The 24,338-nt window shown below is 45.4% G+C and carries 28 protein-coding genes and 2 tRNA genes; 12 read left to right on the top strand and 18 right to left on the bottom strand.

Features of this window, described 5'->3' with window-relative positions; all coding sequences use genetic code 11:
* Nucleotides 1–44: 44 nt before the first annotated feature.
* The gene (locus tag NBZ79_RS03475) at nucleotides 45–707 is read right to left on the bottom strand and encodes a TetR/AcrR family transcriptional regulator (RefSeq protein ID WP_251935571.1); all 663 of its coding nucleotides are present in this window, start codon (nucleotides 705–707) and stop codon (nucleotides 45–47) included.
* 397 nt (nucleotides 708–1,104) lie between these two features.
* Nucleotides 1,105–1,986: a LysR family transcriptional regulator gene (locus NBZ79_RS03480; protein WP_251935573.1), complete on the bottom strand. Its 882-nt coding sequence runs from the start codon at nucleotides 1,984–1,986 to the stop codon at nucleotides 1,105–1,107.
* A 138-nt stretch (nucleotides 1,987–2,124) separates the two neighbouring features.
* Between NBZ79_RS03480 and gstA the strand changes: the two genes are divergently transcribed.
* The 5 genes from gstA to NBZ79_RS03505 all read left to right on the top strand — a co-directional run bounded on the left by gstA (nucleotide 2,125) and on the right by NBZ79_RS03505 (nucleotide 5,622).
* Nucleotides 2,125–2,733: a glutathione transferase GstA gene (gene gstA / locus NBZ79_RS03485; protein ID WP_251935575.1), complete on the top strand. Its 609-nt coding sequence runs from the start codon at nucleotides 2,125–2,127 to the stop codon at nucleotides 2,731–2,733.
* Nucleotides 2,733–3,122, top strand: coding sequence for a nuclear transport factor 2 family protein (locus NBZ79_RS03490; protein WP_251935576.1), 390 nt, complete (start codon nucleotides 2,733–2,735; stop codon nucleotides 3,120–3,122). The genes gstA and NBZ79_RS03490 overlap by 1 nt, the downstream gene beginning before the upstream one ends.
* Nucleotides 3,123–3,359: a tautomerase family protein gene (locus tag NBZ79_RS03495; protein ID WP_251935577.1), complete on the top strand. Its 237-nt coding sequence runs from the start codon at nucleotides 3,123–3,125 to the stop codon at nucleotides 3,357–3,359.
* Nucleotides 3,360–3,866: 507 nt separating this feature from the next.
* Nucleotides 3,867–4,229, top strand: coding sequence for an effector-associated constant component EACC1 (locus NBZ79_RS03500; protein ID WP_251935578.1), 363 nt, complete (start codon nucleotides 3,867–3,869; stop codon nucleotides 4,227–4,229).
* Nucleotides 4,230–4,254: 25 nt separating this feature from the next.
* Nucleotides 4,255–5,622 (top strand): caspase family protein, encoded by a 1,368-nt coding sequence (locus NBZ79_RS03505; RefSeq protein WP_251935579.1) that lies wholly within the window; start codon nucleotides 4,255–4,257, stop codon nucleotides 5,620–5,622.
* Nucleotides 5,623–6,106: 484 nt separating this feature from the next.
* Here the strand turns inward: NBZ79_RS03505 and NBZ79_RS03510 are convergent.
* The 13 genes from NBZ79_RS03510 to NBZ79_RS03565 form a co-directional block, all read right to left on the bottom strand.
* Nucleotides 6,107–6,182 (bottom strand) — tRNA-Phe (locus NBZ79_RS03510).
* A gap of 265 nt (nucleotides 6,183–6,447) precedes the next feature.
* Nucleotides 6,448–6,627: a DNA gyrase inhibitor YacG gene (locus NBZ79_RS19605; RefSeq protein ID WP_338056130.1), complete on the bottom strand. Its 180-nt coding sequence runs from the start codon at nucleotides 6,625–6,627 to the stop codon at nucleotides 6,448–6,450.
* A gap of 7 nt (nucleotides 6,628–6,634) precedes the next feature.
* Nucleotides 6,635–8,041: an Rne/Rng family ribonuclease gene (locus NBZ79_RS03515; RefSeq protein WP_251935580.1), complete on the bottom strand. Its 1,407-nt coding sequence runs from the start codon at nucleotides 8,039–8,041 to the stop codon at nucleotides 6,635–6,637.
* Entirely contained in the window at nucleotides 8,041–8,703 is a 663-nt protein-coding gene (locus NBZ79_RS03520; RefSeq protein ID WP_251935581.1) for a Maf family protein, read from the bottom strand. Before NBZ79_RS03520 ends, NBZ79_RS03515 begins: the two co-directional genes overlap by 1 nt.
* 12 nt (nucleotides 8,704–8,715) lie before the next feature.
* Complete coding sequence (gene infA / locus NBZ79_RS03525; RefSeq protein ID WP_251935582.1) at nucleotides 8,716–8,934, bottom strand: translation initiation factor IF-1; 219 nt, start codon at nucleotides 8,932–8,934, stop codon at nucleotides 8,716–8,718.
* 142 nt (nucleotides 8,935–9,076) lie between these two features.
* Nucleotides 9,077–9,538 carry an arsenate-mycothiol transferase ArsC gene (locus NBZ79_RS03530; RefSeq protein WP_251935583.1) on the bottom strand — a complete coding sequence of 154 codons (462 nt, stop codon included), beginning with the start codon at nucleotides 9,536–9,538 and terminating at the stop codon, nucleotides 9,077–9,079.
* A gap of 54 nt (nucleotides 9,539–9,592) precedes the next feature.
* A complete protein-coding gene (locus tag NBZ79_RS03535; protein ID WP_251935584.1) occupies nucleotides 9,593–10,072 on the bottom strand; it encodes a UPF0262 family protein in 480 nt (159 codons plus the stop codon).
* A gap of 25 nt (nucleotides 10,073–10,097) precedes the next feature.
* Complete coding sequence (gene hisD / locus NBZ79_RS03540) at nucleotides 10,098–11,399, bottom strand: histidinol dehydrogenase (protein ID WP_251935585.1); 1,302 nt, start codon at nucleotides 11,397–11,399, stop codon at nucleotides 10,098–10,100.
* On the bottom strand, nucleotides 11,389–11,991 hold the full coding sequence (hisG, locus tag NBZ79_RS03545) for an ATP phosphoribosyltransferase (protein ID WP_476749699.1): 603 nt from the start codon (nucleotides 11,989–11,991) through the stop codon (nucleotides 11,389–11,391). The genes hisD and hisG overlap by 11 nt, the downstream gene beginning before the upstream one ends.
* Nucleotides 11,992–12,104: 113 nt before the next feature.
* The gene (locus NBZ79_RS03550; protein WP_251935589.1) at nucleotides 12,105–12,563 is read right to left on the bottom strand and encodes a DUF2948 family protein; all 459 of its coding nucleotides are present in this window, start codon (nucleotides 12,561–12,563) and stop codon (nucleotides 12,105–12,107) included.
* 28 nt (nucleotides 12,564–12,591) lie between these two features.
* Nucleotides 12,592–13,884: a UDP-N-acetylglucosamine 1-carboxyvinyltransferase gene (gene murA / locus NBZ79_RS03555; protein WP_251935591.1), complete on the bottom strand. Its 1,293-nt coding sequence runs from the start codon at nucleotides 13,882–13,884 to the stop codon at nucleotides 12,592–12,594.
* 202 nt (nucleotides 13,885–14,086) lie between these two features.
* On the bottom strand, nucleotides 14,087–14,641 hold the full coding sequence (gene dcd / locus NBZ79_RS03560; protein WP_251935593.1) for a dCTP deaminase: 555 nt from the start codon (nucleotides 14,639–14,641) through the stop codon (nucleotides 14,087–14,089).
* A gap of 85 nt (nucleotides 14,642–14,726) precedes the next feature.
* On the bottom strand, nucleotides 14,727–14,900 hold the full coding sequence (locus NBZ79_RS03565) for a hypothetical protein (protein WP_251935594.1): 174 nt from the start codon (nucleotides 14,898–14,900) through the stop codon (nucleotides 14,727–14,729).
* Between the two features lie 109 nt (nucleotides 14,901–15,009).
* On the opposite strand from NBZ79_RS03565, the gene NBZ79_RS03570 reads away from it, so the two are divergent.
* The 4 genes from NBZ79_RS03570 to NBZ79_RS03585 all read left to right on the top strand — a co-directional run bounded on the left by NBZ79_RS03570 (nucleotide 15,010) and on the right by NBZ79_RS03585 (nucleotide 19,253).
* Nucleotides 15,010–15,198 (top strand): hypothetical protein, encoded by a 189-nt coding sequence (locus NBZ79_RS03570; RefSeq protein WP_251935596.1) that lies wholly within the window; start codon nucleotides 15,010–15,012, stop codon nucleotides 15,196–15,198.
* A 329-nt stretch (nucleotides 15,199–15,527) separates the two neighbouring features.
* The gene (locus NBZ79_RS03575; RefSeq protein ID WP_251935598.1) at nucleotides 15,528–17,039 is read left to right on the top strand and encodes an ATP-binding protein; all 1,512 of its coding nucleotides are present in this window, start codon (nucleotides 15,528–15,530) and stop codon (nucleotides 17,037–17,039) included.
* A 336-nt stretch (nucleotides 17,040–17,375) separates the two neighbouring features.
* Nucleotides 17,376–17,450, top strand: a tRNA-Thr gene (locus tag NBZ79_RS03580).
* A 438-nt stretch (nucleotides 17,451–17,888) separates the two neighbouring features.
* On the top strand, nucleotides 17,889–19,253 hold the full coding sequence (locus NBZ79_RS03585) for a hypothetical protein (protein WP_251935600.1): 1,365 nt from the start codon (nucleotides 17,889–17,891) through the stop codon (nucleotides 19,251–19,253).
* A gap of 111 nt (nucleotides 19,254–19,364) precedes the next feature.
* Here NBZ79_RS03585 and NBZ79_RS03590 read toward each other — a convergent pair whose 3' ends face one another.
* Genes NBZ79_RS03590 through NBZ79_RS03600 form a run of 3 tightly spaced genes read right to left on the bottom strand, consistent with a single transcriptional unit; the run spans nucleotide 19,365 to nucleotide 22,490 of the window.
* On the bottom strand, nucleotides 19,365–20,267 hold the full coding sequence (locus tag NBZ79_RS03590; RefSeq protein WP_251935602.1) for a proline iminopeptidase-family hydrolase: 903 nt from the start codon (nucleotides 20,265–20,267) through the stop codon (nucleotides 19,365–19,367).
* A 53-nt stretch (nucleotides 20,268–20,320) separates the two neighbouring features.
* A complete protein-coding gene (locus tag NBZ79_RS03595; protein WP_256470294.1) occupies nucleotides 20,321–21,238 on the bottom strand; it encodes a cation diffusion facilitator family transporter in 918 nt (305 codons plus the stop codon).
* Nucleotides 21,239–21,254: 16 nt separating this feature from the next.
* A complete protein-coding gene (locus NBZ79_RS03600) occupies nucleotides 21,255–22,490 on the bottom strand; it encodes an HlyD family secretion protein (RefSeq protein WP_251935604.1) in 1,236 nt (411 codons plus the stop codon).
* Nucleotides 22,491–22,765: 275 nt separating this feature from the next.
* Here NBZ79_RS03600 and NBZ79_RS03605 point away from each other — a divergent pair, with 275 nt between their 5' ends.
* From NBZ79_RS03605 to NBZ79_RS03615, 3 genes are all read left to right on the top strand, one after another.
* Nucleotides 22,766–23,425: a hypothetical protein gene (locus NBZ79_RS03605; RefSeq protein ID WP_251935606.1), complete on the top strand. Its 660-nt coding sequence runs from the start codon at nucleotides 22,766–22,768 to the stop codon at nucleotides 23,423–23,425.
* 151 nt (nucleotides 23,426–23,576) lie between these two features.
* Complete coding sequence (locus tag NBZ79_RS03610; protein WP_251935608.1) at nucleotides 23,577–24,131, top strand: hypothetical protein; 555 nt, start codon at nucleotides 23,577–23,579, stop codon at nucleotides 24,129–24,131.
* Between the two features lie 13 nt (nucleotides 24,132–24,144).
* Complete coding sequence (locus tag NBZ79_RS03615; RefSeq protein WP_251935610.1) at nucleotides 24,145–24,336, top strand: DUF1737 domain-containing protein; 192 nt, start codon at nucleotides 24,145–24,147, stop codon at nucleotides 24,334–24,336.
* Nucleotides 24,337–24,338: the final 2 nt, after the last annotated feature.

Below are 24,338 nucleotides of genomic sequence, written 5' to 3' on the forward strand. Positions count from 1 at the left end.
GTCTTATAGTGCGCTTCGTCACTATTATATGATAACGAGGGAAATTAAACTGACACCTGTATCGGATTGGATAAGATATCCGTGTCTTTCAGAATACGATATTCCTGCTTCAAGTCGACAATTCTATATATTGCCTCACGAAGATCGGTGCGAACAATTTCCAGACTATTGAAAACGCGACCATAGATCAGCAGCCCTTGGATGTATTGGTGGATAATTCGAGAAATCTGAAGAATATCCGGATCACCGTTCAAGAGCCCATCGCCTTTAAGACCTCGAACGATAGCAACATGATAATTCAGCATTTCATTCGATAATTCCTGAGAACATTGAATAACCCTTTGTTCCCCGGACCCAACTTGTCCGCCCGCGGTGAATATGGGGCAGCCGCTAACTTCAAGGTCATCCGAGAAAGGCTCATTGAGCTGCCTTTCTACGATCATGTCGATCAAATTATGGAGCTGTTCGAGCGATGTGTATTTAGGAGAAATTACGTGGTCTAGCTCCCCTAATGTTTGCTCCCAATAGTAATGCCCGGCCTCGTAGAAGAGGTCAGCCTTACTCTGGAAATGATAATAGAAGGCGCCTTTTGTGACACCTGCTTTACTGCATATGTCATTTATGCCGACTTGGTGGTAATTGCTTTGCCAGATTAACTGAATCGCAGTTTCCAGTAGCTTAGCACGTGTTTCAACTGCAGTGCCCATTTTTCTTCACCCGACTTGTTTGTATCATTACGATATACATACCGACCGGTATTTTCAAGCTCTTTGACTTAAGAGGAAGGTATTCAGAAGTTTCTAGACATAGGTAGGTTAGTTCCTGATGGGCCCAGAAACTCATGGCTACTTCCTCCCACTTGTCAGCTTTGGAACATGCCGGTGCTCTGCCATCTGAAAGCCAATCACGAAAGACCATCAATCGGGAGTAAATTGGATGGCTTGGAAGCATGAATTCTTTTTGCCTAATGATTGCTGCAATATCCATCCAGACATTTGAGCATGTTGTTTGAAAGGAGACGAGTGTTGTTAAAGGAGAAATGGCTGATGTTGTCTCATTCATTTGCGATGTTCGATCTTGTTCAATTTCGCCGGTTTTTCAAAATTAAGATCGTAGGGATTTAAGTTGTTGCCAGATCGATTGAGCAACAATGCCAACATCTCTATCTCGCTTGCGAATTTGAAACAAATGTGATTGGCGCGGTGGATAGTCTTCGACGTTCAGCGCTACCAGCTCTCCACGTTCAAGTTCCTTTTCAATCATGTGTGTTGGCATGCCGCCCCAGCCCATTTTCGCGATTAGTATTTCCTTCTTCGCAGCGAAATCCGATACGGTCCAGCGCAGGCCACCTGGGAGCAAATCTCTGCTTTGCGCAAATGCGCCACTGCTGCTGTCAGCGACAACAACCTGAGTGTAGCTTTGCATCTCACTGACGGTTTTCATATGCGAACTTTGCGCGGGTTCAAAATCTGGATGAGCAACAGGGAGAATGATTACTTCAGCAAATGGAATTGCTTCCACCTGTTCGACAGGAACGCCGTCCATGGTGGCGATGATAATATCGGCTTCCTGACGTAACAGCCGCTCAAGCGGGCCGCCCATGCTCTCTCCCGATAAGCGGATATGAGTTGCCGGATACTCAGCAGTAAGCGCCCCAACAATTTCCAGGAGTGGTTTCAAGGGGTAGGTTGCCGTAACAGCTAGGAAGACCTGTGCTTCCTGCTTGGCGCTTAGATTCTTTGCCGTGCTACCGAGCTCTTGCATCTGCTGCATCACCCGCGTTGCCTGCCGATAGAATACTTCGCCTGCAGCGGTTAGCTTTGGTCTGTATTCTTCACGCGATAGCAGAACGATATCAATCTCGGTCTCAAGTTTCTTAAGCATGTGACTGACAGCAGATTGGGATTTGTTCAGCCTGTCAGCCGCACCCCGAAAGGTCCCCTCTGTGACAATCGCGTGCAGCACGACTAATTGCTCATACGTCATAAAGTTCCTACATAGCGTCAAGATATAATGATCTAATTATTAGATCATTAATATGAATAATCAATATTATCAATGAAACATCATAGCGACTACATATTTTCAAGTCGATGTTGAACTCACTTAGAAAAGGAAAAATCAATGAAGCTGTTTTACAAACCCGGAGCTTGCTCGCTCGCGACACACATCATATTGCACGAAGTTGGTGCAACGTTCGAATTAGACGAAGTTGACACCGAAGCGGGTCAGACCAAATCGGATCTGGATTATAAAAAGATCAATCCCAAAGGCTATGTCCCTGCATTAGAACTCGTGTCCGGTGAGATACTTACTGAGGGCGCTTCAATTCTCCAGTATATTGCAGATCAAAACCCGCAAAGTGGATTGACGCCAGCAGCTGAAACAATTGCTCGCGCCCGCCTTCAGGAATACCTCAACTATACCGGTTCAGAATTGCACAAGGCTTTCGGCCCATATTTTTCAAATTCCGCATCCAATGAAGACAAGGAGGAAGCAGGTTTAAACGTCGCAAAGAAATTTGATTATCTCAATGGGCTTTTAAGCGACGGTAGAACCTATCTTTTAGGCGACAAATTCTCGGTCGCGGATGCCTATCTTTTTGTTGTCAGTAATTGGTCAAATTTTGTCGGAATTGATCTAAAGAAATGGCCCAATGTAGCAGTCTTTGTTGAGCGTGTGGCAAAGCGCCCGGCCACACAGGCTGCAATGACAGCGGAAGGGTTGCTCTGATGGATAATTCAAATGCATTCGCAGAGGTCACTGAAATCATGCAGGGGTATTTTGACGGCCTCTACCATGCTGACACCGTGCAGCTTGCGACCGTATTTCACCCGGACGCACGCTATGTGAACATGATCGAAGGCGACTATATGAATAAATCGCTCGCAGAGTATTTTGAAATGGTGGATCGGCGAACCTCACCCGCAAGTAAGGGTGAGCCGCGTGATGATCGCATCTTCTCGATCGAGTTCGGTGGATCGCGCATGGCTTTCGTTCGGGCGTCCATGACGATGATGCTGTGCGAATATCTCGATTTTCTGACATTGACCCGTGACCATAACGGATGGCGGATCATGACAAAAATATTCACCTATATTCCACAAATACAGGAGGCTTGAATGCCCTACGTAAACATTAAGGTCACTAAAGAAGGAGGGCCTGACGGTACAGGCCCATCCCCGGAACAAAAAGCTGAACTTATCAAGGGGACAACTGATCTTCTGGCGCGGGTATTAAACAAAGACCCGTCAGCCACGTTCGTCGTCATTGATGAAGTCGGCCTTGAGGACTGGGGGATTGGCGGGTTGACCGTTCCTGAATATCGCAAGCAGCAATCCAAACATGTTGTCAAATGAACCTCGTAGGAGAGTACTTTACGTTGAGCTAGTCTTCTTCGATGAACAAGATCTCTTTTCAATGTCATCGCTTCTCGCCCCACATCAGGCAAGGCATAGGTAAGCAAAATTTCAAATGTATTAATAAAAAGGGTGCCCAGGGGCGGTAACGATCCACCGACACACGGATACAAAAGTCGCTTTTCGGCTCGATATGATGATTAAAGTTGCCTTTGTAAGATCGCAGCGTTGCTCGTTCCAGACCATTTAGACGACACCGCTTTAACCAGATTTCAGTCAGCTGTCGACAAAACCTTTGGCTACATAAGATAACCCGAAATGCATATTTATATTTCGCTTTCTCAAACTGTTCGAAATTCCTAGACCACTTATCCATTTATTTGCCGTTTCGTATTTCCCAATGAAAATATTGTTTTAATTGAATTAAATCTGACAAGCTGGTGAGTTTGCAATAGTATATTATACATAAATTATATTCATATTTCTTACACTGGGGGTTTGAAATCCATGCATGTAGATTTAGCACTCTCTTCATCACGTTTGCCTGATCGACGACTTCAGGATATGACCCGCGACATATGCGTGCAGCTTAATCAAGAACAGGATATGGCGGCCGAAATCCCGACCGCACCGGGAGAATCCGGCTCTAAAGGCGACATGGTGACACTTGGTACCTTGGCCTTGACTTTTATGAGCAGTGGTGCGGCCGTCGCCTTGTTTGAAGTGGCCAAGGCCTATTTTGAGCGAGACAAGAGCTTGGTCCTCAAAATGAAAAATGAGCAGGGTCAGGAGTTTGAGGTGACAGCGGACAATCTGTCCTCTGGGCAAATCGACGAAACCCTCAAAATGGCCAAGCAGTTTATTCACTAGGAGGGCGTAGAAAAGGCCTGTACACATGAGCGGAAAAAGACACGCCATTCTAGTTGCCACCAGTGACTTTCCCGAAGATGACTCACTGACCAACCTACGTTGTCCCCTGCAGGATGTGGAAACGTTGGGTGAGGCCCTCGGTGCTGATAATCATGGGGGGTTTGAACATGTTCATATACTCAAGAACGAACCTCATTATGAAATTCTCAAAAAAGTAAACCGAGTGATCAAAGCGGCGGACCGGGAAGATATGGTAGTGTTCTTCTATTCAGGGCATGGCAAGCTCGATGAAGCTGGACGGCTGTATTTGGCGACGACCAATACCTCGGTTGATGTGTTGGAGGCAACATCAGTGCCGGTGTCGCAGATCAAGGATTATTTCGATGTTTCGGCAGCGAACCAGTTGGCAATCATCCTTGACTGCTGCTATAGCGGCGCCATTGAAAAATCCTTCACCAAGGGAACGGTCGATGAACAGCTCAACCTGATGTCCGGCGGCAAGGGTACCTATGTGCTGACCGCCTCCACCGGCTTGCAGACAGCGAAGGAAAACGAGGGAGACGATCTCAGCGTTTTCACCAAGCATTTGGTCAACGGAATCCTCAGCGGCGATGCTGATACAGATCAAAACGGCGTCATTACCCTCAACGAATTGTATAGATATACGTTTAAGGAGGTGCAGAAGGACAGTCACCAGAAGCCAATGAAGTGGGATCTCAATGTAGAGGGAGAGCTGATTATCGCCCGCAGCGGCAAGAGCCACTGGAAAAAACGCCGGGATGTGGTGCAGGAGAAACTTTTGGCCATGGGCGCGGCGCGAACTTTGCCCAATTCAATTCTAACAGCGGCGCTTTCACTGTCAGAAAAAGCGCCGGGAGAAATTAAACCCCACGAAAAGAAACACTATGCCTTGCTTGCCTGCTTTGCCGACGAAGACATGCGCTCGGGTGGGTTTACCGAAGCATGGCTGGCCGTAAAACAGCCGCCAGAACCACAGTTAAATACATCAGAACTAGAATGGTCTACCAAACCTGCGTTGAAGCCTGCCCTTCAGGAAACAACTACTACTGCAGCGAAGAAGCAACCGGCTCAAGTGTCACTGAAGGTGGATAAAAAGCACGAAAAGAAGGAAAATCTAATTTGCTTTGCCGTCGCTATCGCTGGTTTTTTGATCATATTTCTGTTTTCCAACGAGGCAATTGATGGATCCGAGGACATGGAAGCTATCGTCGTAGCTATGTTTTTGGGAGTATGTGTCGCTGTCGCCGGATTATTTTTCACTTATCGAAAACGCAAATCTCGACTACCTTTCACTGCCAAAATTCAGTATTGGGGATGGGGCATTTTCTACGTAATGAGTTTGATCGTTATGATTGAGGAATTGCCTCAGTAACTTCCTTTCGTTACATAACTTCGTAGGGTCCTATCTCAGTTCACAATTTTTGATGCATTCTCTATAATTGGAGTGACAAATAGTTTTTGCACTATTGCGAACAGCGCAGGAATTAGAATAGTGATAGCTAACATCGTGCCGATGCTCGTTGTAAAAGGCCAATCTGGGATTGCGCATATTCTATTATGAATGTCAGAAAGTGAGGATGTTTGCTGGAATAGGGTATTCGTCTCCTATTTGTCTGTCGTCATGCAATTGGAACACAGAGCGGTCTGATCTAAGGGAGGATCCGGTTCGTCAAATTCAAGTTATTATGCGATACATTTGCGGGATGATCTTCCCGACAGATAGTTCACAGATTATTCCGATCACATAGGTTACACAATGAGCGCTTTGCGAAGGAGTGTGAAGTGCCATGGAAGGAATGTTTCCCATGTCTTGGGTACAATTTGTAACCTATGTCTCCGGGTCGACTAAGAAAAAATGGTGCCCAGGGGCGGATTCGAACCACCGACACGCGGATTTTCAGTCCGCTGCTCTACCAACTGAGCTACCTGGGCACGCCGCAGATGATGCGATTGCATCCATGCGAAGCAGCAGCGTTATAGAAGAAATATAAAGGGCTGTCCAGACTTGTTCGCGTAAATAGACGGAAAAAGAAATCAACAATATTTTGCCTGTTTAATTGGCTCAGGATACGGAGAATATTGGGCTCTTTGTTTGGCCCGATATCCTCCTTTAGAAGCAGCTGATGTGTCGATTTTGATAATAGTGCGATCTGTACGCGGCCTTGGAGCTGAAACAAACTGATGGATCCCAGACCCTTTATTCTTCATTATGATCATTTGCGGGAATTGTTTCTTCGCCCGGAATAACATAACTTTCATTGAACCATTTCCCAAGATCCAGTTGCTTGCACCTGGCGGAGCAAAAAGGGCGAAATTCAAATACCGTTGGTTTCGAGCATTGGGGGCAGAGTTTTTTTGGTTGGTTTTCCTCAGTCATAGTGGGCTTAGCCTAGTTGATAACTATTGTTAGGTAAATCAGCATTTTCGGTGATTGCCAGAGGGCGTGACAAATAATTTTCAATCAGCACTTTGTGCTGCAAAAGATGTTGAGAAAGAGCTCTTCCAGCGTCAATTCTAATGGCTTTCCCATCGCGTGAAGCGATGTCTTGTTGCAGAGTTCTGACAAGATCCGAAAGGCTGGTCATTGTTGCATCTTGCCGCCCTGTCCCTGCACAATGTGCGCATGATGCCGTCAGAATATTCTGTAAGGATTTGCGGGTTCGCTTCCGCGTTACTTGCATTAACCCTAGTTCCGTCATCCCTATCAAGCGAGTCTGAATGGGGTCGCTTTTGAATATTTTCTTCAAACAATCAGAAACTTTTTGAACGTCACCAGCGCCATTCATCTGAATAAAGTCAATAATGATTATCCCGGACGAATTACGCAATCGAATTTGCCGGGCAATTTCACTTGCAGCTTCCAGGTTACTGGATAAAGCGACAGAATTGATTCCCTTCGCTTTTATTGCAGAAGATGAATTTACATCCACAATGAGAAGGGCTTCCGTTTGATCGAAGGAGAGACTAACGCCGGAATCAAGGTCAACACGCCGTTGGGATGCTCGTTCTATTTCTTCTTCGATACCATATTCTTCAAAAAGGGAAGTAGGCTTATTCCAGAGTGTAAGGTTCGATTTCATGTTGGGTGCCGCCTGCTCGAGATAGGTTTCACATATTCGAAAGGCATTTGCGGAGTTGACCACGACATTGAGGTTGTCAGATAGAAAACCGGTTAAAACAGCCGAAGTAGGTGTTTTTTCAGTGGGAAATTTCCCAGGTTTTGAGGCTTTAGATTGGAATTGCTGAATTTCTGACCATTGGTCACTTAAAAAGGCCGCTTCGTTGGATACTTGTTCGTCGCTGGCAAGTTTTGCGGACGTACGAATTGTGAGTCCGCCGGTTTTAAGATGCTTTTGGGCGGCTGCCCTTATCCGCTCTTTATCTGTATCTTCACGAATTTTTCTTGAAAAAGTTATGCCATTCCCTAAAGGTTGGTAAATCAAATTAACGCCTTTAAAAGTAAAACGGCAGGTAAGCTGGACATTCTTCTCCCACAGTTCATCTTTGCTCACTTGTACTAACAACTTTTGCCCTTCATGTGTAACTTGAGCAATAGGCTTTCCCTTATTCTCGATATCGCGCGCTTGCAGGAAACCATGCTTTTGTCCGCCAAGATCAACGAACGCAACATCCAGATCGTGTAGGATTTTGCTTATCCGGCCAAAATAGAAATCTCCGACGGTTGAAATATCACCGGCTCTTTCAATCCGAAGATCGATGACAACATCTTCGCGCAATAAAGCTGCGCGGGATTCAAATAGACCTTCTTCTATAAGAAGTGTATTACGCATTATTCCCGAGACGTCCAGATATCGAAACCGTTGCCAATGAGCATATTACTCACTTCAAAAAGAGGAAGTCCAACAACGTTACTATAGGACCCCTGAATGGATCGCACAAAGGAAGCCGCTCGGCCCTGAATAGCGTATCCACCGGCTTTTCCGCGCCATTCTTCTGTTTGAATGTAAGAGCGGAGCTCATGCTCACTCAGGGCTTTAAAAACTACCGAACTGGATACGAGACGCGATATGGTTGTTTCGTTGGGCATAGCTAGTGTGACACCGGTATGGACCTGATGGCGACGACCGGAGAGTAGCTTCAAGAAGCTGTATGCTTCCTCTTCATTCTCAGCTTTATTGAGGGCGCGGCGACCAACTGCAACAACCGTATCTGCAGCAAGAAGAAACTTGCCGCCAAATTGAGGAAACACAGCATGTGCTTTTTCTTGCGAAAGTCTTTTTGCAGTATCGCGCGGCAGTTCGTCTTTATGAGCTGCTTCATCTATGTCAGCGGGGCTGACGATGTCTGGTATGACACCAATTTGTTTCAGGAGTGATAGGCGTCGTGGAGAGGCAGAAGCAAGAACAAGAGAAGGGGTGGGCAATGTGGCCGATGTGGAATCTTTGTTTGCAATTGAAGTATGTGCTGCAAACGCCTCTTTTCTGTCAGCCATGGATGATCACCCTTACTTATAGCGGAAAGTGATCCGGCCTTTCGTCAAGTCGTAAGGTGTCATTTCTACGGTTACTTTGTCACCCGCAAGTACGCGAATACGATGTTTACGCATCTTGCCTGCGGTATGGGCAAGGACTTCGTGATCATTCTCTAAAATTACACGGAACATAGCATTCGGTAGTAATTCCGTCACAGTACCATCAAACTCTAGTAGTTCTTCTTTAGCCATAAACTTCCAATCCAGTTACTTTGGTTGGGTGCAAAATAAGGGGGGCAGGCGATTAAATGCAAGCATTTCCTGCAAGTAGTGTGAAAGATTTCTCGAAAATGGCCTAAATCTACCGACAATCGTCACAGTTAGCCGGCTAATTTTATACTTTTGGCGCAGGAGCAGTTCTAAATCGTGCTTTGATCTTTTCATAAAGATCATCGCGCACATGCCGAAAAGCATTCAGTTGCATTTCACGATTTCCTTCCATGAGTGATGGATCAACCGTATTCCAAAACTCCGTTTCACTTGCTGTCGTCCGGGTAAGCTCCTGTGCTTTCGCATGTGCTTCTGCTGATAAGGAAATAATTAAGTCGAATGAGCTGTCTTCCAAGTCCTCGAAATTCTTGGCAACATGATTTCCACCATCCAAGCCAATTTCATCGAGAACTTCTACAGCAAAACCATCAACATCTTTGGCGAGAACGCCGGCACTATCCACATAAACTGCGTGCCCATAAAGACTCTTCATAATGACCTCTGCCATCACCGATCGAATACTATTATGGGTGCAGGCAAATAGAACGCTGCCTGGCAGCCCATCGGAAAACGGACGATCACTCATAAGCTGTTGATCGTCCTGAGTTCAGAGGTCAATACGGCAGCCATATTCACCTCTCTATCCTCGAATATGCAGGACGCACATTAGTGTAAACAGACGCCGAGCAGTATCAAAATCGGTTTCGGCCTTCTCTTTCAACCGCTCTTGGAGAAGCTCTGACCCATCATTATGGAGGCCGCGCCGCCCCATATCAATTGCTTCGATTTTGGAAGGAGAGGCGGTTTTAATGGCTTCGAAATATGTTTCGCATACATGGAAATAATCTTTGATGATACGGCGAAAAGAAATGACAGGCAGTGGTATGCGGACAAGTTCCGTTTGATCATCTTCTGTCCTGATATCAAAGATCAATCGATTATCTTCAATGCTGAGATGCAGGGAATAAGGCCCATCTTCTTCAAATCCGGTCACAATGAAGGAATTCCCATCGAGAATATCGAAAATCGCAACTTTACGTTCATGCTCGATATCGGCGTTACGACGAACGACTGTCTTTTCATCCAGTTCTATTTTCGCGATATGTTGATTTTCGGCCATGGGCGTTTTCAGCACTTTCGTAATCTCAGTCTGGTATATTCAGCCGAATACCAACGGAAAGAGCATGTGCATCCAGGCCTTCGGCTTTGGCCAGCTTAACGGCAGCGGGGCCAATTTTACCAAGACTTTCTGCATCAAGCCGTAATAATGATGTGCGTTTTACAAAATCCAAAGTCGACAACCCAGATGAAAAACGTGCCGTACGAGAGGTTGGAAGCACATGATTGGGCCCGGCGACATAATCTCCAATAGCTTCGGGCGTATATCGACCTAGGAAGATTGCACCAGCATTGCGAACCTGATTTGCCATGGCATCTGCATCGTCAACGCATAGTTCCAAATGCTCGGGTGCCAACTGATCCACTAACGATGGCGCTTCAGATAAATTATCGACGAGAATTATCGCACCGAATGTAGTCCAACTGGAGGAAGCAATATCCGATCGTGGCAAAGTGGTGAGGTGAAGAGAAATTGCTCTTTCAACTTCAGCAGCGAATAATTCGTCATCGGTTATGAGAATGCTTTGGGCTACAGGATCGTGCTCAGCCTGGCTTAACAGGTCTGCAGCGATCCACGCCGGATCGTTCTGATTGTCCGCAACCACCAGTATTTCCGATGGGCCGGCAATCATATCTATTCCAACAGTACCGAAAACGTGACGTTTTGCGCTAGCTACATAGGCATTACCCGGACCTACAATTTTGTCGACGGCTGGTATAGTCGGTGTTCCATAGGCAAGGGCTCCTATCGCTTGCGCTCCACCAATTCTATATATCTCATCAACGCCAACTAAATCAGCTGCCGCTAAAACCAAGGGATTAATGACGCCATCAGGCATCGGAACAACCATCACCAAGCGAGCGGCTCCGGCTACTCTCGCCGGTATGGCATTCATTAATACTGAAGAAGGATATGTGGCTAATCCGCCTGGTACATACAACCCGACATTTTCAATTGGCGTCCAACGATAACCGAGTTCAACTCCATCGTGATCGACAAAGGAATAATCATCCGGTAATTGTACTTTATGATATGCCTCGATCCGTGCAGCCGCGATGTTAAGTGCTTCTAATGTTTCCGTTTCACACTCATTGACTGCGTTTGCAATTTCAGATTTCGTAATTCTTAAACTAGCGGCATCGTGAAGCGTCAAGCGGTCATATTTATTGGTGTATTCAAGCACCGCGTCGTCTCCGCGAACCTGAACCTGTGACAAAATCTCTGCTGCGACAGCGCTTACGTCTGATTCTGTATCCCTTTTTTGATGGAGTAAGGCTGAAAACTGAGAATCAAAGTCAGAGTCTGCTGTACTTAGTTTAACTGGCATCAATGGCCTCCCGGAATTTCTCAACCCATCCATTCAACTCGATGGAGCGGGTTTTAAGCGCCGCTCTGTTCACAACAAGTCGAGAGGTTATATCGAGAATTTTCTCAACTTCCACAAGACCATTTGCACGCAAAGTCGCACCCGACGAAACAAGATCAACGATACGGCGGCAAAGACCTAAGCTAGGGGCGAGCTCCATTGCGCCTGACAGTTTAATGCATTCGGCCTGGATGCCTGCTGCAGCAAAATACTTATGTGTTAAATTTGGATATTTTGTTGCAATACGTACATGACTCCAATGGGAGGGATCACTGTCATCTTCCAAATTTTCAGGCTGGGCAACTGCGATATAGCAATGCCCAATATCCAGATCAACTGGTGCATATATTTCAGGGTAATCAAATTCCAACAAAACATCGTTGCCAGCGACACCAAGCTGCGCTGCTCCAAAGGCGACGAAGGTCGCCACGTCGAACGAACGCACACGGATGATGGAAATATTTGGATGATTGGTGCGAAACTGCAAAAGGCGGCTTTCCGGGTCATCGAACGCCGCTTCTGGTTCAATCCCGACGCTTCGTATCAGCGGCATAACTTCTTTTAATATTCGCCCTTTTGGCAAGGCAATAACCAACTCATCGCTTGACGACACTTTGTGGCTCCATTTTATATCGATACCAAATAAATATTGGATTTTAGTTCGGATTAAGTGAGGGGTATATCATCCTCATGTATGGGTTTATGTTTCGTAGGCCAAGCTTCACCCGTATCTGTCAGTGTGACATTGACGCATTCAACGTCCATCGAAACTGCACCACCTCCGGCGAAGTTAAGGCGTATTTCGGCTGAGGTACTGCCATTTTCAGTGAACCCTACGGTCAACAATTCCAGTATTTCCTTGGGGAAATCCTGAGATATGCCGTGCGATCTGACAGAAAGGACATCCGAAAAGAGAAGCCCGGATCGAATTCGCGATTGTAGTTCAGAATCAAGGGGTTTTCTCGTAACCTCTTCCCACATGAACCGGGATCCCATCAATGTAAATGACCTTTGAGCTCGCAAAAAGCTCATTTCACCTGGACTGGTGATTGTCCCCTCCAAAGCAGCCGAAAGGATGCCAAGCTCGTCAGCATCGGTGGCTATAAGTTTCAGGCCATTAGGCATAATTCAGATCCCATAATAGGAATACAATTCAGATTCCGGCGATCCGTTCTATATCGGCGCCGCATGCAGCCAACTTCTCTTCCAGTCGTTCATATCCGCGATCTAGATGATATACACGATTGATAACGGTTTCTCCAGTCGCTGCCAAGCCCGCAAGCACCAAAGAGACAGATGCTCTAAGATCTGTAGCCATAACGGGCGCACCAACCAGGTTTTCTACACCTCGGACAAGGGCTGAATGACCATGGACAGTAATATTGGCGCCAAGGCGTGCCAATTCAGGAACATGCATAAAGCGATTCTCAAAAATTGTTTCTGTTATCATGGCCGCGCCATCCGCGACAGTCATTAGTGCCATCATTTGGGCCTGCATATCCGTGGGGTAACCGGGGTAAGGCAACGTCATTATGTCGACACCATTTAGAACCGCCGTATTGCGTGATACAATTAGACCTGACTCCGTTGGCACAACATCTGCCCCAGCTTCTATCAAAACGTCGATAACTGACTTAATAAGATCGCTATCCGTATTTGTTAATTCAATTTCTCCGCCGGTAATTGCTGCGGCGATGGCGTAAGTTCCCGTTTCAATTCGATCCGGCATTACCCGGTAATTGGTTCCTTTCAAGGATTCAACACCGGTTATTACCAGCCTATCTGTCCCATCACCCTCAATTTGGGCACCCATTTGACGGAGTAGGTGGATGAGATCCAATATTTCCGGCTCCCGCGCGGCGTTCTCCAAGACCGTTTGACCTTTCGCCAAGCATGCGGCCATAAGCAGGTTTTCTGTCGCGCCAACAGAGGCTGTTTCAAATCGTATATCAGCGCCTTTCAATCCGTCCGGCGCTACAGCTTCCATATAACCGCCGACAATCTCAATTTCCGCACCCATTAATTCTAATCCGTCGATGTGAAGGTTCATTGGGCGCGTTCCAATTGCGCAGCCTCCAGGTAAGGAAACGCGTGCCTTTCCAACCCGGGCGAGTAGGGGGCCCATGACAAGAGCTCCTGCGCGCATTTTCCGCACGATGTCATATGGGGCTTCGGCATTAGTTATTTCATTTGCCGTAATCGATAGGGACCTGCCAACGCTACAGCCTTCTTCAGTGCTCCGGCCATTCATAACGGCAGTTGCCCCGTGTTGGCATAACAAGTTGATTAATGTGGAGATATCAGCCACATGCGGTAAGTTTGACAAAGTCAGAGTTTCTTCAGTCAGAAGACTTGCGACCATTAAAGGTAATGCGGCATTTTTTGCACCGCTGATTTCGATTTTGCCATAGAGCGGTTTTCCGCCACGTATTCGAATGCTATCCATGAAAATACAATCCAATCCTTCTTGCCATACCTTATTCAACCCCTAGGAGAGAAGCAAGCAAGCTCTTTATCGCCAAAATATGGGTTTATTAGACCATTTTTGTGGCAAGGGAAAGGAAATGGCACATTCTAGTTGTAAAATGTTTGTTTGAGGCGCTATTAGCTCTGAAAATCGTTAATAATATGAATTTTGTTCTAAGTAATCAGAGTTTTGGTAAAGTTACGCCTTCCTGCCCCATATATTTGCCTGCCCGATCACGATAGGATGTTTCGCATGGCTCGTTACCTTTCAGAAACAGGAATTGGCAAGCACCTTCATTGGCATAGATTTTTGCAGGAAGGGGTGTCGTGTTAGAGAATTCCAGCGTTACATGTCCCTCCCATTCCGGTTCCAGGGGTGTAACATTAACAATTATACCGCATCGGGCATAAGTGGATTTTCCCAGGCAAATGACCAAAACATCACGGGGGATACGAAAATATTCGACTGTGCGGGCTAGAACAAATGAATTTGGTGGAATGACACAAACATCGGTTTTTCTATCTACAAAACTATCATTGGAAAAAGCTTTGGGATCGACGGTTGCCGAATCAATATTCGTAAAAATTTTAAATTCATCAGAGACCCGGGCATCATATCCATATGAGGACAGTCCGTAAGATATGGTTCCTTCGCGCTTTTGGCTTTCAACGAAAGGCTCAATCATCCCTGTTTCCTGCGCTGCTGACCTGATCCATTTATCTGACAGGATGGACATATTTATACTCTCCGTTGGAACACTATCATTGGATCGGCATACTACAGTCTGAAAAGCTGAGGGCCAAGGGTAAATAAGGCCTGATCTAATCGGTAAGCCGATCTTTGTTCTTGATAGCGTCAGGTGCCTCTTCTCCACGTTGGCGCTGCAGAGATTTTCGTTTTCTTAGATTGCCTCGCAGCTGATTTGCCAGGCGCGCTGCTTTTTCGGCTTGAAGTTTTTCCTTATTGTTTTTTGGGCTTTTGCCGTCGGTGGTCATTAGCGTTTTTCTATCACGAAGGAATTGGATAATAGCTCTTAATTAAACATTTAAACTGATTTAGGCAATCCGTAGAAGAGGTTGAAGCTCGTAGGATTGGCTTACGGACATGACCAAAATCATAATGGCGCACGACTACAGCCAATTTCCTGAAGATCCCAGAGACGCTGTCGACGTATTTCCTGCCAAGAAAGCCATTGAAAATTCTGGACTATTTTCCAAACTAGAATGCGCTAACTTCTTCGCTGCAAGTAGCTATGGACCAAATTTACCCGAAAGTGTTCTGGTTTCAGACTAATTTAATACAATTAATTCATATTATTTATTATTAAACCAAAGTTTGGGCGGGTTTCCAGCAACTTCGGGTTTCGTTATTTTCGGAGTTTGCGTAACGTAATTTTCTCACGAAACTTCAGTTAGCTGTTTGTCCATCCCATTGAGTAGTTACAGAAAAATATTGCTATGGACAAATTCTTGCCTCCCTTGTTTCCCTGTGAATTTCTGGAAACCTTGGTCGTTGAAATCAACGGTTCAACAATTAAACTCTCTGAACAATTCGAGACTTTGAGGGCTGTCGTGGATGAATTTTTCATCAAAATTCGTGACACTTAAAAGAAAGTATATGGTATGCGACTCTCTCAAAAAGCACTGTTTTTGACTTTATTGATTCTAGCCGCAATAGTTGGTGCAGTAGTTAGTTTTTATTATTACCAGTACGGGAAATCCTCATATGTCGAGCGCAAAACCGAAGAAAAAGGAACTGTTCTACAACTGATTACAGCTTTCGTGTCCACCTACGGTGAGCATCGCATTCAAAACGAAAATTACCCGATGCCTGTTCCGGCAGAATTTAGAGCTGTTGCACTTAACAGCTTCAATAATGCACGCCAAAGGCAAGACACCGTTCAAGTAGAGATGATTGGCATTCCGGGTTTGGAGATAGCCAATTCTGCCAAAGATGATCACAGCAAGAAAATTGTGCAACAAATGGCTGTTGAAAACTCATTGCCGATATGGTCAGGTTTCTTGAGAAGTGATGGTCCGAAGATATTTAGAACAATTAAACCTGTTTTCGCTGATAAAAACAGCTGCGTTACATGTCATAATTCTATCCAAAAGGGGACCAAGACATGGAAGTTAGGCGATCTGATAGGGGCCTATGTTCTGGATGTGTCCGCCGCAAATTTCTTTGCAGATCTACGACGTGAATCGCTAATTCTTGGCATTATAAGCTTTCTTCTAACTACAACGTTTGGTGTTGTTTTGCTTTCGTTCCAGGCTAGAATTGCAAAAGCACGCGAGCAAGTTGAGCGAGAAATTGAGCGTCAAAAGTATGAAGAACGAGCTCGTCATGCTGCAGAAGCCGCGGAACGTGCCAAGTCCGCGTTTCTTGCAAACATGAGCCATGAATTGCGCACACCCTTAAACGCGGTCATCGGTTTCTCAGAGATTTTCATGGACGAGATTTTAGGGAAGTTGGGCAATCCCAAATACCGCGAATATGCGGCTGATATTAATGAAGCGGGGAAACATTTGCTTGCCCTTATCAATGACATTCTGGACTTGTCTAAGGTCGAATCCGGTTCAGAGAAACTCGAAGAAGATAAGATAGAAGTTGTGGAGATCATTCGATCCGCCGTGAAACTGGTGGAGCACCGCGCTGGCCAGGACGTGGTCAAGATCAAACTGAAGCTTCAGGATCCGTTATTGGCGCTGTGGGCCGATGAACGCAGGCTGAAGCAAATCCTGGTCAACATTCTCTCCAACGCAATCAAATTTACCGATGCCGGTGGTGAGGTCACTCTCAGCGTTAGCTGTCAGGGCAACAGAGGCTACGTATTCCAGATCACTGATACAGGTATCGGCATTCAATCCAAGGACATTCCCACGGTGCTTTCGCGTTTCGGCCAGGTCAATGGTGAGAAAAACCGCAAAAACCAAGGCACCGGTCTCGGGCTATCGTTAACCAAGGCCCTTGTCGAACAACATGGCGGCGTGCTCGACCTCCAAAGCGAAGTGAACATCGGCACCACAGTCACAGTGCAATTCCCCGCCGAGCGAACCGTTTCACAGGGGTGGAGCATAAATAGGTCTGATGAATTTGACACTCTCCCCAGCTTCGTACAACAGGCAAGATAGTGAATTATACATGATAGGCTAATGCGACCTCGTCCATATTGTAATGGTATACCCAGCTCGAGCAAATTTATGCTTTAGTAGTCCAAGTAAAATATGTCCTCCATAAATTATTTTGGGCTGATAGATCGTAAGCTTGTTCTAATGTGACCATCACACGAGGCTTAATCTGCGAGTCAATGGGGGAGAACAAAGGGTGTTCATTTTGTGCGAGTTTTGTGTCAAAGCTTGTGCAAGTTCCTGCGATGTTCTGCCAAGATATGCAAAATGAAGTTTCTCGATAAACCCTTTGACATGCGCTGAAAACCTTATATATTCCGCGCTCTACAGCCTCATATTGCCGCCGTAGCTCAGGGGTAGAGCACTCCCTTGGTAAGGGAGAGGCCGGTGGTTCGAATCCACCCGGCGGCACCATGTACCTCCTCTAATAAAATAGAAAAACTATTTTTCTGACGCTAAATCAGCAATTGAAAATATCCATTTATGCATTGCAATAATAACTGGAAAATCTTCTTCTCGAAAAACCTACAATGATTTGGCCTCTTACGTCCTTTCCATTGGATCTGTTATTTCACGACAATCTGAAATATGCGCTTGATGATCGCAGTTAAGCTGGCGTCAGCGCAACTGGCGACAAATTATTATCTTACTATTCTTGGCCCTAAATATTAGGGACACGTTCTGCCTGACAGAATTTCGCTTGGCTTAGGAGACCTAGACACTCCCGCAAATTGTGCTGCGCAAACAGCCGCGTTCAGGCCGCATCAATAGAAGTAAAACCATCTGTAGTGCAACATTTGTAGACACCACCAATATTCACTACGCCAAATGACCAAGATATTTTTATCACAAGTGGCCGGCTACTTCGTTTTTCTGTTTCAACCCATAGATTTAAGGAACATTTATATGCCCCTTACAAGGACCTATGTTAACCGTACCTATCCCTATTATTCCGCGGCCATGGAATTTATCCTGCAAGAAGCAATTGCCCCCATGATGTCAGGCCCGGGACCTCATTACGATTTTGTCGATAACGAGCGAAGAATGGTTCGGCGGGCCAAAGAGGCATATAATCAAATTAGTAAACATGTGCAGTTGGTAATCGGCCGCGGCCTAGTGGAAAAGCTGTATAACATTCTGCCAGAAACAAGTGTTGAAAAAATAAATAAAGCAATTGAGACGGGCTGGATCGAAAAAAACCAGTCTCGGAAAAAGAAATTTGGCTACGGCATGTTCCTACCCAAGGGCAAAAAAGCAAAATTGGGAGAAAGCTCTGATTTTTCCAGCCTTTTCTACGATAAGAAATTCCAGTTTTTTGTTAAAAATCAGTTCGAAGGCTTCTTGATCCCACTTCGAGGCATAGCAACAACCTTGGAGCAAAATCAAGGGGAAATTAACCGCCTCCTTTACGCTCACACACTGGTGACCAATTATCCACGCCGCTCCTTAATTGGAAGCGGTATAATGTTGGGTTTTTTGGTTGCACTCCTGCTGCTCGAATATTTCATGCAAACTGAAGACGATTTTCTAAACTACATGACTCGTGTTAGTCAAATCAGCATTATATTTTCAGTGTTCCTTCTTTATTGGTACATTATCCCGGCCGATATCGAAGATTTCAAACTCACTACCAACGAAAACGACACCATTCAAAACACAACGCTATACAATGAGGCAAGCGAAGTGTTCCTGGATACCGTCTGGGAAAGGGCTAGGTTTCACGAAGAAGAACCGGATAAAATTACGCGAAAGAAAATAACTGAATTATTCATAGAAAAAAGCAGGAATCTGACAGAAATAGCGAATTCAATCGGTATCGGCACTAATGATGTTCTCATAGATGATATAGTGTATGTGATCCTTGGATACTTGTATTCCATGTGTGACGTTGAATACAAACAAGCAATCGATACAACGATGGATGATATTCAGGCACTTCGCGATAAATTCGACAAGGAGGACGCCAAAAAAGATAAAATGAGAGAGAAAAGCTGGGTAAGATTTGGTATATCGAAGGCAGCTAAATTAAAAAATACCCTGACGATGACAATTCGCTATGCCCGCGGACAAACGATTGTGACATTGGACACAGAGGAAAACAGCGAAGCGGAAAATGATGTAACGAAAGACCCATCGAGCCTTATTTTAGGGTCAAGTCAGCCGCAAACTGAAGAAGCGCCCTCCTCAACAAGTACAATTGTAAAGAAAAATGAATAGGTACAATCGGATGCCGATTGACGCGAGCGGGTTAGCCGGATTTGTCGAACGCAGTCAGGTATTTAATACTAACATTCAAAAGGTCGGGATTTTGGGTTTAGCCAGATGATTTTAGAATGTATCTAGAAATTCAAGTAATGTTTTCCTGAACTTCTCTGGCTCCTCGAAGAACGGTGTATGTGAGCTTTCAAGAAACAGTTCCATTTCAGCATTAGGGAAATTTTGGCGCATTTGTTCGGCACAATTTGATGTGATTTCGTCATATTGACCGACAATAATTAAAACCGGGCAATGAACTGATTTGATTTCTTCTGCTCTATTCCAGTTTGCCAACTCGCCAGTATAAACAAATTCATTTGGCCCTTGCATATGCTCATAGATATGTTCGGACATATTGTCGACGGATCGTTGCAGGGCAGCCGGTCTCTCCTTAAGCCGGCACACATGCCGGTAGTCCAAGAGCGTGATCGCGGCTTTGTATTCTGGATGTTCAAAGGAGCCAGCCGCTTCGTGGGCTCGCATCATTTGAAGGATCTCCGGACCCAATGCTGATCTCAAACTGTCTTGCTCCGACCTAAGAAAAGGAATATCTGCACAGGTGTCTTCCAGGATTAGTGACAGGAGATGTTCTTCAAACATGCAAGCATACTCGATGGCAAGCCAGCCTCCCCAACTATGACCAAGTATATGGGCTGGGCCCTCAACAAGTGCGTGCCGGACTGCATCAACTTCTTCGCAATATCTCTTCAGTGTGTAGAGGCTTACATCATCAGATCGGTCGCTTAATCCCGTTCCAAGTTGATCAAATGCGATAAAACGGTAAGAGCTCTCAGCAAGGAAGCTATGAGATTCCCGAATATAATCACAAGGAACTCCGGGACCACCATTCAAGGCGATTATGGACGGTAAAGACAGATTGTCATTGTAAATATAGCAGGCTACCCGACCGCCCGGGACATTGACGTACTCCAGCCGATCCCATGTTTTGTAACTATCTTCCGGAGGTTTTTGCATTTGCGTACTTCTCTATAGTGAGATTGAAAGAGGGGTTGGTTTGGGAAAACCGCTTACGGTTTTTGAGAAGATAAATTTTCTGTTGTTATCGCGATACATAAATCAATATTTTCAATTTCTTTTTCAATTGCTGATTTAACTCCCGAAAATTGCTTTTTAATTTGTTCGCCTGTCAACTGATCCGAAACCATAATGGTAATTTCCACATGGTCGTATCGGCCAGATTGCCGGGTCCTTATTTTTGAAATGTCAAAAGTATTACCCAGCGCTTTTTGCGTAATGCTGGATATTTTATTGTGTCGGCGTGTTGATACGGGGCTATCGAGCAGATGGGGAAAGCTGTGTGCGGCCATCGAGAAACCGCTGATAATCATGTACAGGCTTACGACACCTGCTCCCGTAGTATCCATAATTAGAGCAATGAGTGAATCATTTGTTAGAGCTGCGATTGTCAGTGTTATCTGTAGAAAAATGGAAGAGAGGGTCTTGACTGTACGGGTTCGAAATTGAGCACGAAAAATATCTGAATCATCCCCTTTACGTGTCGAAAGCATCGCGTACCATGCGAAACCGTTGATGAGCAGATTGATTGCGTTAATGGTAGCCGAAATTGCAAGCGCAAGAGGAGAGGGCGCAATGGGTTCTTCAAGCAATCGGCTTATTCCGACTTGTCCAAGCCATAAGCCGCTTATCAGCAAGGCAACACCAATAAGGAGCCAGATAAATTGCTCAATCTTGCCGATGCCAAACTGGAAATGTTGTAATTTGTTCCGGTGCACTGCGTGTAATATTGCTAACGAAAAAATTTCGACGATTAACATCAGGCTACCGCGGACAGCTTCTGCAAGCATTGTTAATGTCCCCGTGGAAAGGGCCACTGTTACCTGAGCGCTCAGCATAAAAATATCTGCGATACAGGCGGCTGCGATTGCCCGCTCCTTTGATATTTCATTGCTACTTGGAGTGTGCATTCACTTTGTCTTCTGGTTAAAAGCGTAATCGCGCACGGATAATATCCAAAATTCCGACGTCAGGGAAATCAACATAGGCAGCTCGACCAACAGGGCATTCGTCAAAATTCTCCCGTTCATGAGAAAAATCAAGCAGAACCTGGGCTGTGCCATCTCCTCTGCCTTTTGCGATCGCAGCAAGGTCGTTGTTATCCAGAGTGAATGCCGACCCGCGGGTTAAAAGTACTTCCGCCTTTCGAGTAGTAATATCTCCCTCCAACAGGATCTCTGCTTCCATACCCGCTTTAATTAAAGAGACTTCGGCATCGTCAACTGGCACGTCAATCATCAAGATGGAACAGTCAAGCCAATCGGCGAGCCTTTCACCTTCAAGTACGGTTGCGCCAGGGGCGGCTGTTTTTCTCCAGACGATGCTTCCGGCAGGAGCCTCAACAATCCCATGTGCCATTCGAGAGAAATTTTCCTCGGCCATTTCCATCGCGAGTTTGGAGGCTGCGGCGTCCGCCTGAGCTTGCTGCAACTTGCCGGCAATTTCATACTTGCGTATTTGAATATCTAAATTACGAATGTTCGCCCAAGCTGGTTCATTACCGTCTGCCGTAAAAAAAACACCATTATTTGCTGCTTCTATTCGTAATTTAATATTCTCTTTCTCAGACAACAAACTTGCGGTACGCGCTTCAAATTTCCAGACAGTTTGCCTTGTTGCATCTCGCTCAGGCTGCGGCGCTTTTTTCTTCGTTACGGTAGACTGTTCGCGCTCAAACGCAATATCACGGGCTCTCTTTAATGCAATTGCGTTTGACTCTATCTCCCGAGATATATTTTCGAGCTGATTGGCGAGCAGCTCGCGAAAGGTATCGGCATATTGAAGAAACAATATATTTTGATTTTCTTCTAGATCTGAAAGTTTCTCATAATTTTCCTGAAGTTCCAGCTGCCGCGCAACAGCGTTTTCATAGCGTGTTAAGGCTGCTATAAAATCATTGCGGTTCAGATGGGAATTCGAAATTACTGCGATTATTCCATTGGCGCCAACTGTTCCAGCAACGAATTGCTCAGTTGATGTGATGGTGCCTGTGATGGGGGCCGTAGCAATATTTATCCAAGAGGTGACAGCGGCATCACGAACAATAATGGACCGAAAATATGGCCCCATGATCCACACGGCATAAACAAGGAAAACTAAAGTTCCAATCACATAAAACCAACGGCCCATTTTCTTGCGGCTTTGCAAATTGTTTTCAGACATAACAGTTCAATCAGAAGTCTATTTTCGCGTTATCTCGGAGTAGCATTTGAATGAGCTTTCTTCCTGTGTAGGGAGGTAAATGCCTATTTATATTGAAATATTACCCAGACGTCGTCCACAACACAATCAGTGTTCTTGTTTTTTATATAAGGTTGCAAAAATATTATGTTTAAACAAAGTAAGATTGATTTATGAGGCTAATCTATAGATAGTGATGGATCAAATTTCCCCATGGGGATTGTTGCGTAACAAATAATCGAGGAGTGCAGTATATAATGAGCCGTTTTAATCAGCATCTGAAAAATTTAAGTAAGCTGGGTGTGTTGCTGGCGTTTGGAGTTCTTTTATCCGCCTGTGCGGTTGGAAATAAGTATGATTATAAGAACCAACCCATAGATCTGGCCGCAAGCTCAGATCAAAAAATTGGTGTCTCTGTTGTTGATCAGCGTATTTATATTGTTTCTGGTGAAAAGACACCGGATTTCGTCGGTTTGCAACGCGGTGGATTTGGAAATCCATTTGATGTCAGTACAAAAGCAGGCGGACCGATGGCTGACTCCTTTGCGTTCGCCATCGCGGACGGCCTTAAATCTCGTGGCATTGATGCTGGCGTGGTGATTGCGTCTCCAACATCGAACCGGTCTGAGGCGAGAGGGCAGGTGATAGCGGGTGATTTTTCAAAATATTTAATCGTTTACCTTAGCGAATGGAAATCGGATACACTTGTAAATGTAAAGTTCATTTATGACGTAACGGCCGAGGTTCTGGATAAGAACGGTGGGGTCTTAGCCGTCAACAAGTTGGACAATACGGAGGTTCTGGGCGGTGATTTCGGCAATCCCCCAGCCTTCGCCAAAGAGAATATTCCTATTGCATTCCAAAGGGTGATGAAGGATTTGATCAGCGATCCGGCCATATTGGATGCGTTAAAATAAAGTCACTTCTTATCTGATGGAGATATGCCTCGTTTTTCCTATGAAAGACGAGGCATTTTTTATCAGATAGTTTTAAAATATGATAAAAACTGTAAGCTGGTTGAGGGAAGCCCAAGTCGCTGTTTTCCAGGTATGATGCTAGGAGCTTCGAGTGCCAAGAATTTTACCCTTTATAATATTTGCAATCTCATTTGGATTACTGGGTTGGGCTGGATACGATTATATTGAAAGCGGAGTGGAAACCGGCGTCATTCAAATGACAGGTGAGGTTGGCAGATCTAATCCCATCAATCTGGAACCCTCCATGTCTCCGATGCGGGTGCTGTTAAAGGTCGAGTATAATATTGAGCTGTTAGAGACGGACAATAAAGCTTTTGAATATGACATTGTTCTACGGGATGCGGGTGGCGACGTATTATTCGATACGGCGGGAGAGCACCGGGATAAACGCGAAGATAATACGCCGGAATATGCCACCAAATCGTCACTTATTGTTCTTGCCACAAAAGATATCAGTACTGCTGGCGCTCACATAATCGATTGGAAGATCCTCCCTCAAAAAGCGACGATTTTGGCCCAAACAATTATCTTGCGCGGGAACGTCCGGCCTGCACAATGGCCACTCGTTATATTAGGTGCAGTGGCTTTTGTTTTGGGTATCGGCTCTTTGCGATATAGGCGCCGTAAGCTCCGACAAAGGATCTAATGAAGGAAATTTGATGACTGAAGAAAAACCAAGCTATCGCCTACTTACAGGTGAAGATACGCATGAATTCTGCCTCCGTGTGAGTGATGCATTGGCGGAGGGATATGTTTTATATGGTTCGCCGGCGGCAACTTATGATGCAAAAGCGGAGCGGATGCGGGTTGCACAAGCAGTGATCCGACCAGAAGTCCCGGCAGTTCGATAATT

The sequence above is a fragment of the Sneathiella marina genome (assembly GCF_023746535.1).
Lineage (GTDB): Bacteria > Pseudomonadota > Alphaproteobacteria > Sneathiellales > Sneathiellaceae > Sneathiella > Sneathiella marina.

Excerpts from the sequence above, each read along its gene's own strand:
- NBZ79_RS03475 (WP_251935571.1), bottom strand. The coding sequence starts at position 707 with ATGGGCACTGCAGTTGAAACACGTGCTAAGCTACTGGAAACTGCGATT.
- NBZ79_RS03480 (WP_251935573.1), bottom strand. The coding sequence starts at position 1,986 with ATGACGTATGAGCAATTAGTCGTGCTGCACGCGATTGTCACAGAGGGG.
- gstA (WP_251935575.1), top strand. The coding sequence starts at position 2,125 with ATGAAGCTGTTTTACAAACCCGGAGCTTGCTCGCTCGCGACACACATC.
- NBZ79_RS03490 (WP_251935576.1), top strand. The coding sequence starts at position 2,733 with ATGGATAATTCAAATGCATTCGCAGAGGTCACTGAAATCATGCAGGGG.
- NBZ79_RS03495 (WP_251935577.1), top strand. The coding sequence starts at position 3,123 with ATGCCCTACGTAAACATTAAGGTCACTAAAGAAGGAGGGCCTGACGGT.
- NBZ79_RS03500 (WP_251935578.1), top strand. The coding sequence starts at position 3,867 with ATGCATGTAGATTTAGCACTCTCTTCATCACGTTTGCCTGATCGACGA.
- NBZ79_RS03505 (WP_251935579.1), top strand. The coding sequence starts at position 4,255 with ATGAGCGGAAAAAGACACGCCATTCTAGTTGCCACCAGTGACTTTCCC.
- NBZ79_RS19605 (WP_338056130.1), bottom strand. The coding sequence starts at position 6,627 with ATGACTGAGGAAAACCAACCAAAAAAACTCTGCCCCCAATGCTCGAAA.
- NBZ79_RS03515 (WP_251935580.1), bottom strand. The coding sequence starts at position 8,041 with ATGCGTAATACACTTCTTATAGAAGAAGGTCTATTTGAATCCCGCGCA.
- NBZ79_RS03520 (WP_251935581.1), bottom strand. The coding sequence starts at position 8,703 with ATGGCTGACAGAAAAGAGGCGTTTGCAGCACATACTTCAATTGCAAAC.
- infA (WP_251935582.1), bottom strand. The coding sequence starts at position 8,934 with ATGGCTAAAGAAGAACTACTAGAGTTTGATGGTACTGTGACGGAATTA.
- NBZ79_RS03530 (WP_251935583.1), bottom strand. The coding sequence starts at position 9,538 with ATGAGTGATCGTCCGTTTTCCGATGGGCTGCCAGGCAGCGTTCTATTT.
- NBZ79_RS03535 (WP_251935584.1), bottom strand. The coding sequence starts at position 10,072 with ATGGCCGAAAATCAACATATCGCGAAAATAGAACTGGATGAAAAGACA.
- hisD (WP_251935585.1), bottom strand. The coding sequence starts at position 11,399 with ATGCCAGTTAAACTAAGTACAGCAGACTCTGACTTTGATTCTCAGTTT.
- hisG (WP_476749699.1), bottom strand. The coding sequence starts at position 11,991 with ATGCCGCTGATACGAAGCGTCGGGATTGAACCAGAAGCGGCGTTCGAT.
- NBZ79_RS03550 (WP_251935589.1), bottom strand. The coding sequence starts at position 12,563 with ATGCCTAATGGCCTGAAACTTATAGCCACCGATGCTGACGAGCTTGGC.
- murA (WP_251935591.1), bottom strand. The coding sequence starts at position 13,884 with ATGGATAGCATTCGAATACGTGGCGGAAAACCGCTCTATGGCAAAATC.
- dcd (WP_251935593.1), bottom strand. The coding sequence starts at position 14,641 with ATGTCCATCCTGTCAGATAAATGGATCAGGTCAGCAGCGCAGGAAACA.
- NBZ79_RS03565 (WP_251935594.1), bottom strand. The coding sequence starts at position 14,900 with ATGACCACCGACGGCAAAAGCCCAAAAAACAATAAGGAAAAACTTCAA.
- NBZ79_RS03570 (WP_251935596.1), top strand. The coding sequence starts at position 15,010 with ATGACCAAAATCATAATGGCGCACGACTACAGCCAATTTCCTGAAGAT.
- NBZ79_RS03575 (WP_251935598.1), top strand. The coding sequence starts at position 15,528 with ATGCGACTCTCTCAAAAAGCACTGTTTTTGACTTTATTGATTCTAGCC.
- NBZ79_RS03590 (WP_251935602.1), bottom strand. The coding sequence starts at position 20,267 with ATGCAAAAACCTCCGGAAGATAGTTACAAAACATGGGATCGGCTGGAG.
- NBZ79_RS03595 (WP_256470294.1), bottom strand. The coding sequence starts at position 21,238 with ATGCACACTCCAAGTAGCAATGAAATATCAAAGGAGCGGGCAATCGCA.
- NBZ79_RS03600 (WP_251935604.1), bottom strand. The coding sequence starts at position 22,490 with ATGTCTGAAAACAATTTGCAAAGCCGCAAGAAAATGGGCCGTTGGTTT.
- NBZ79_RS03605 (WP_251935606.1), top strand. The coding sequence starts at position 22,766 with ATGAGCCGTTTTAATCAGCATCTGAAAAATTTAAGTAAGCTGGGTGTG.
- NBZ79_RS03615 (WP_251935610.1), top strand. The coding sequence starts at position 24,145 with ATGACTGAAGAAAAACCAAGCTATCGCCTACTTACAGGTGAAGATACG.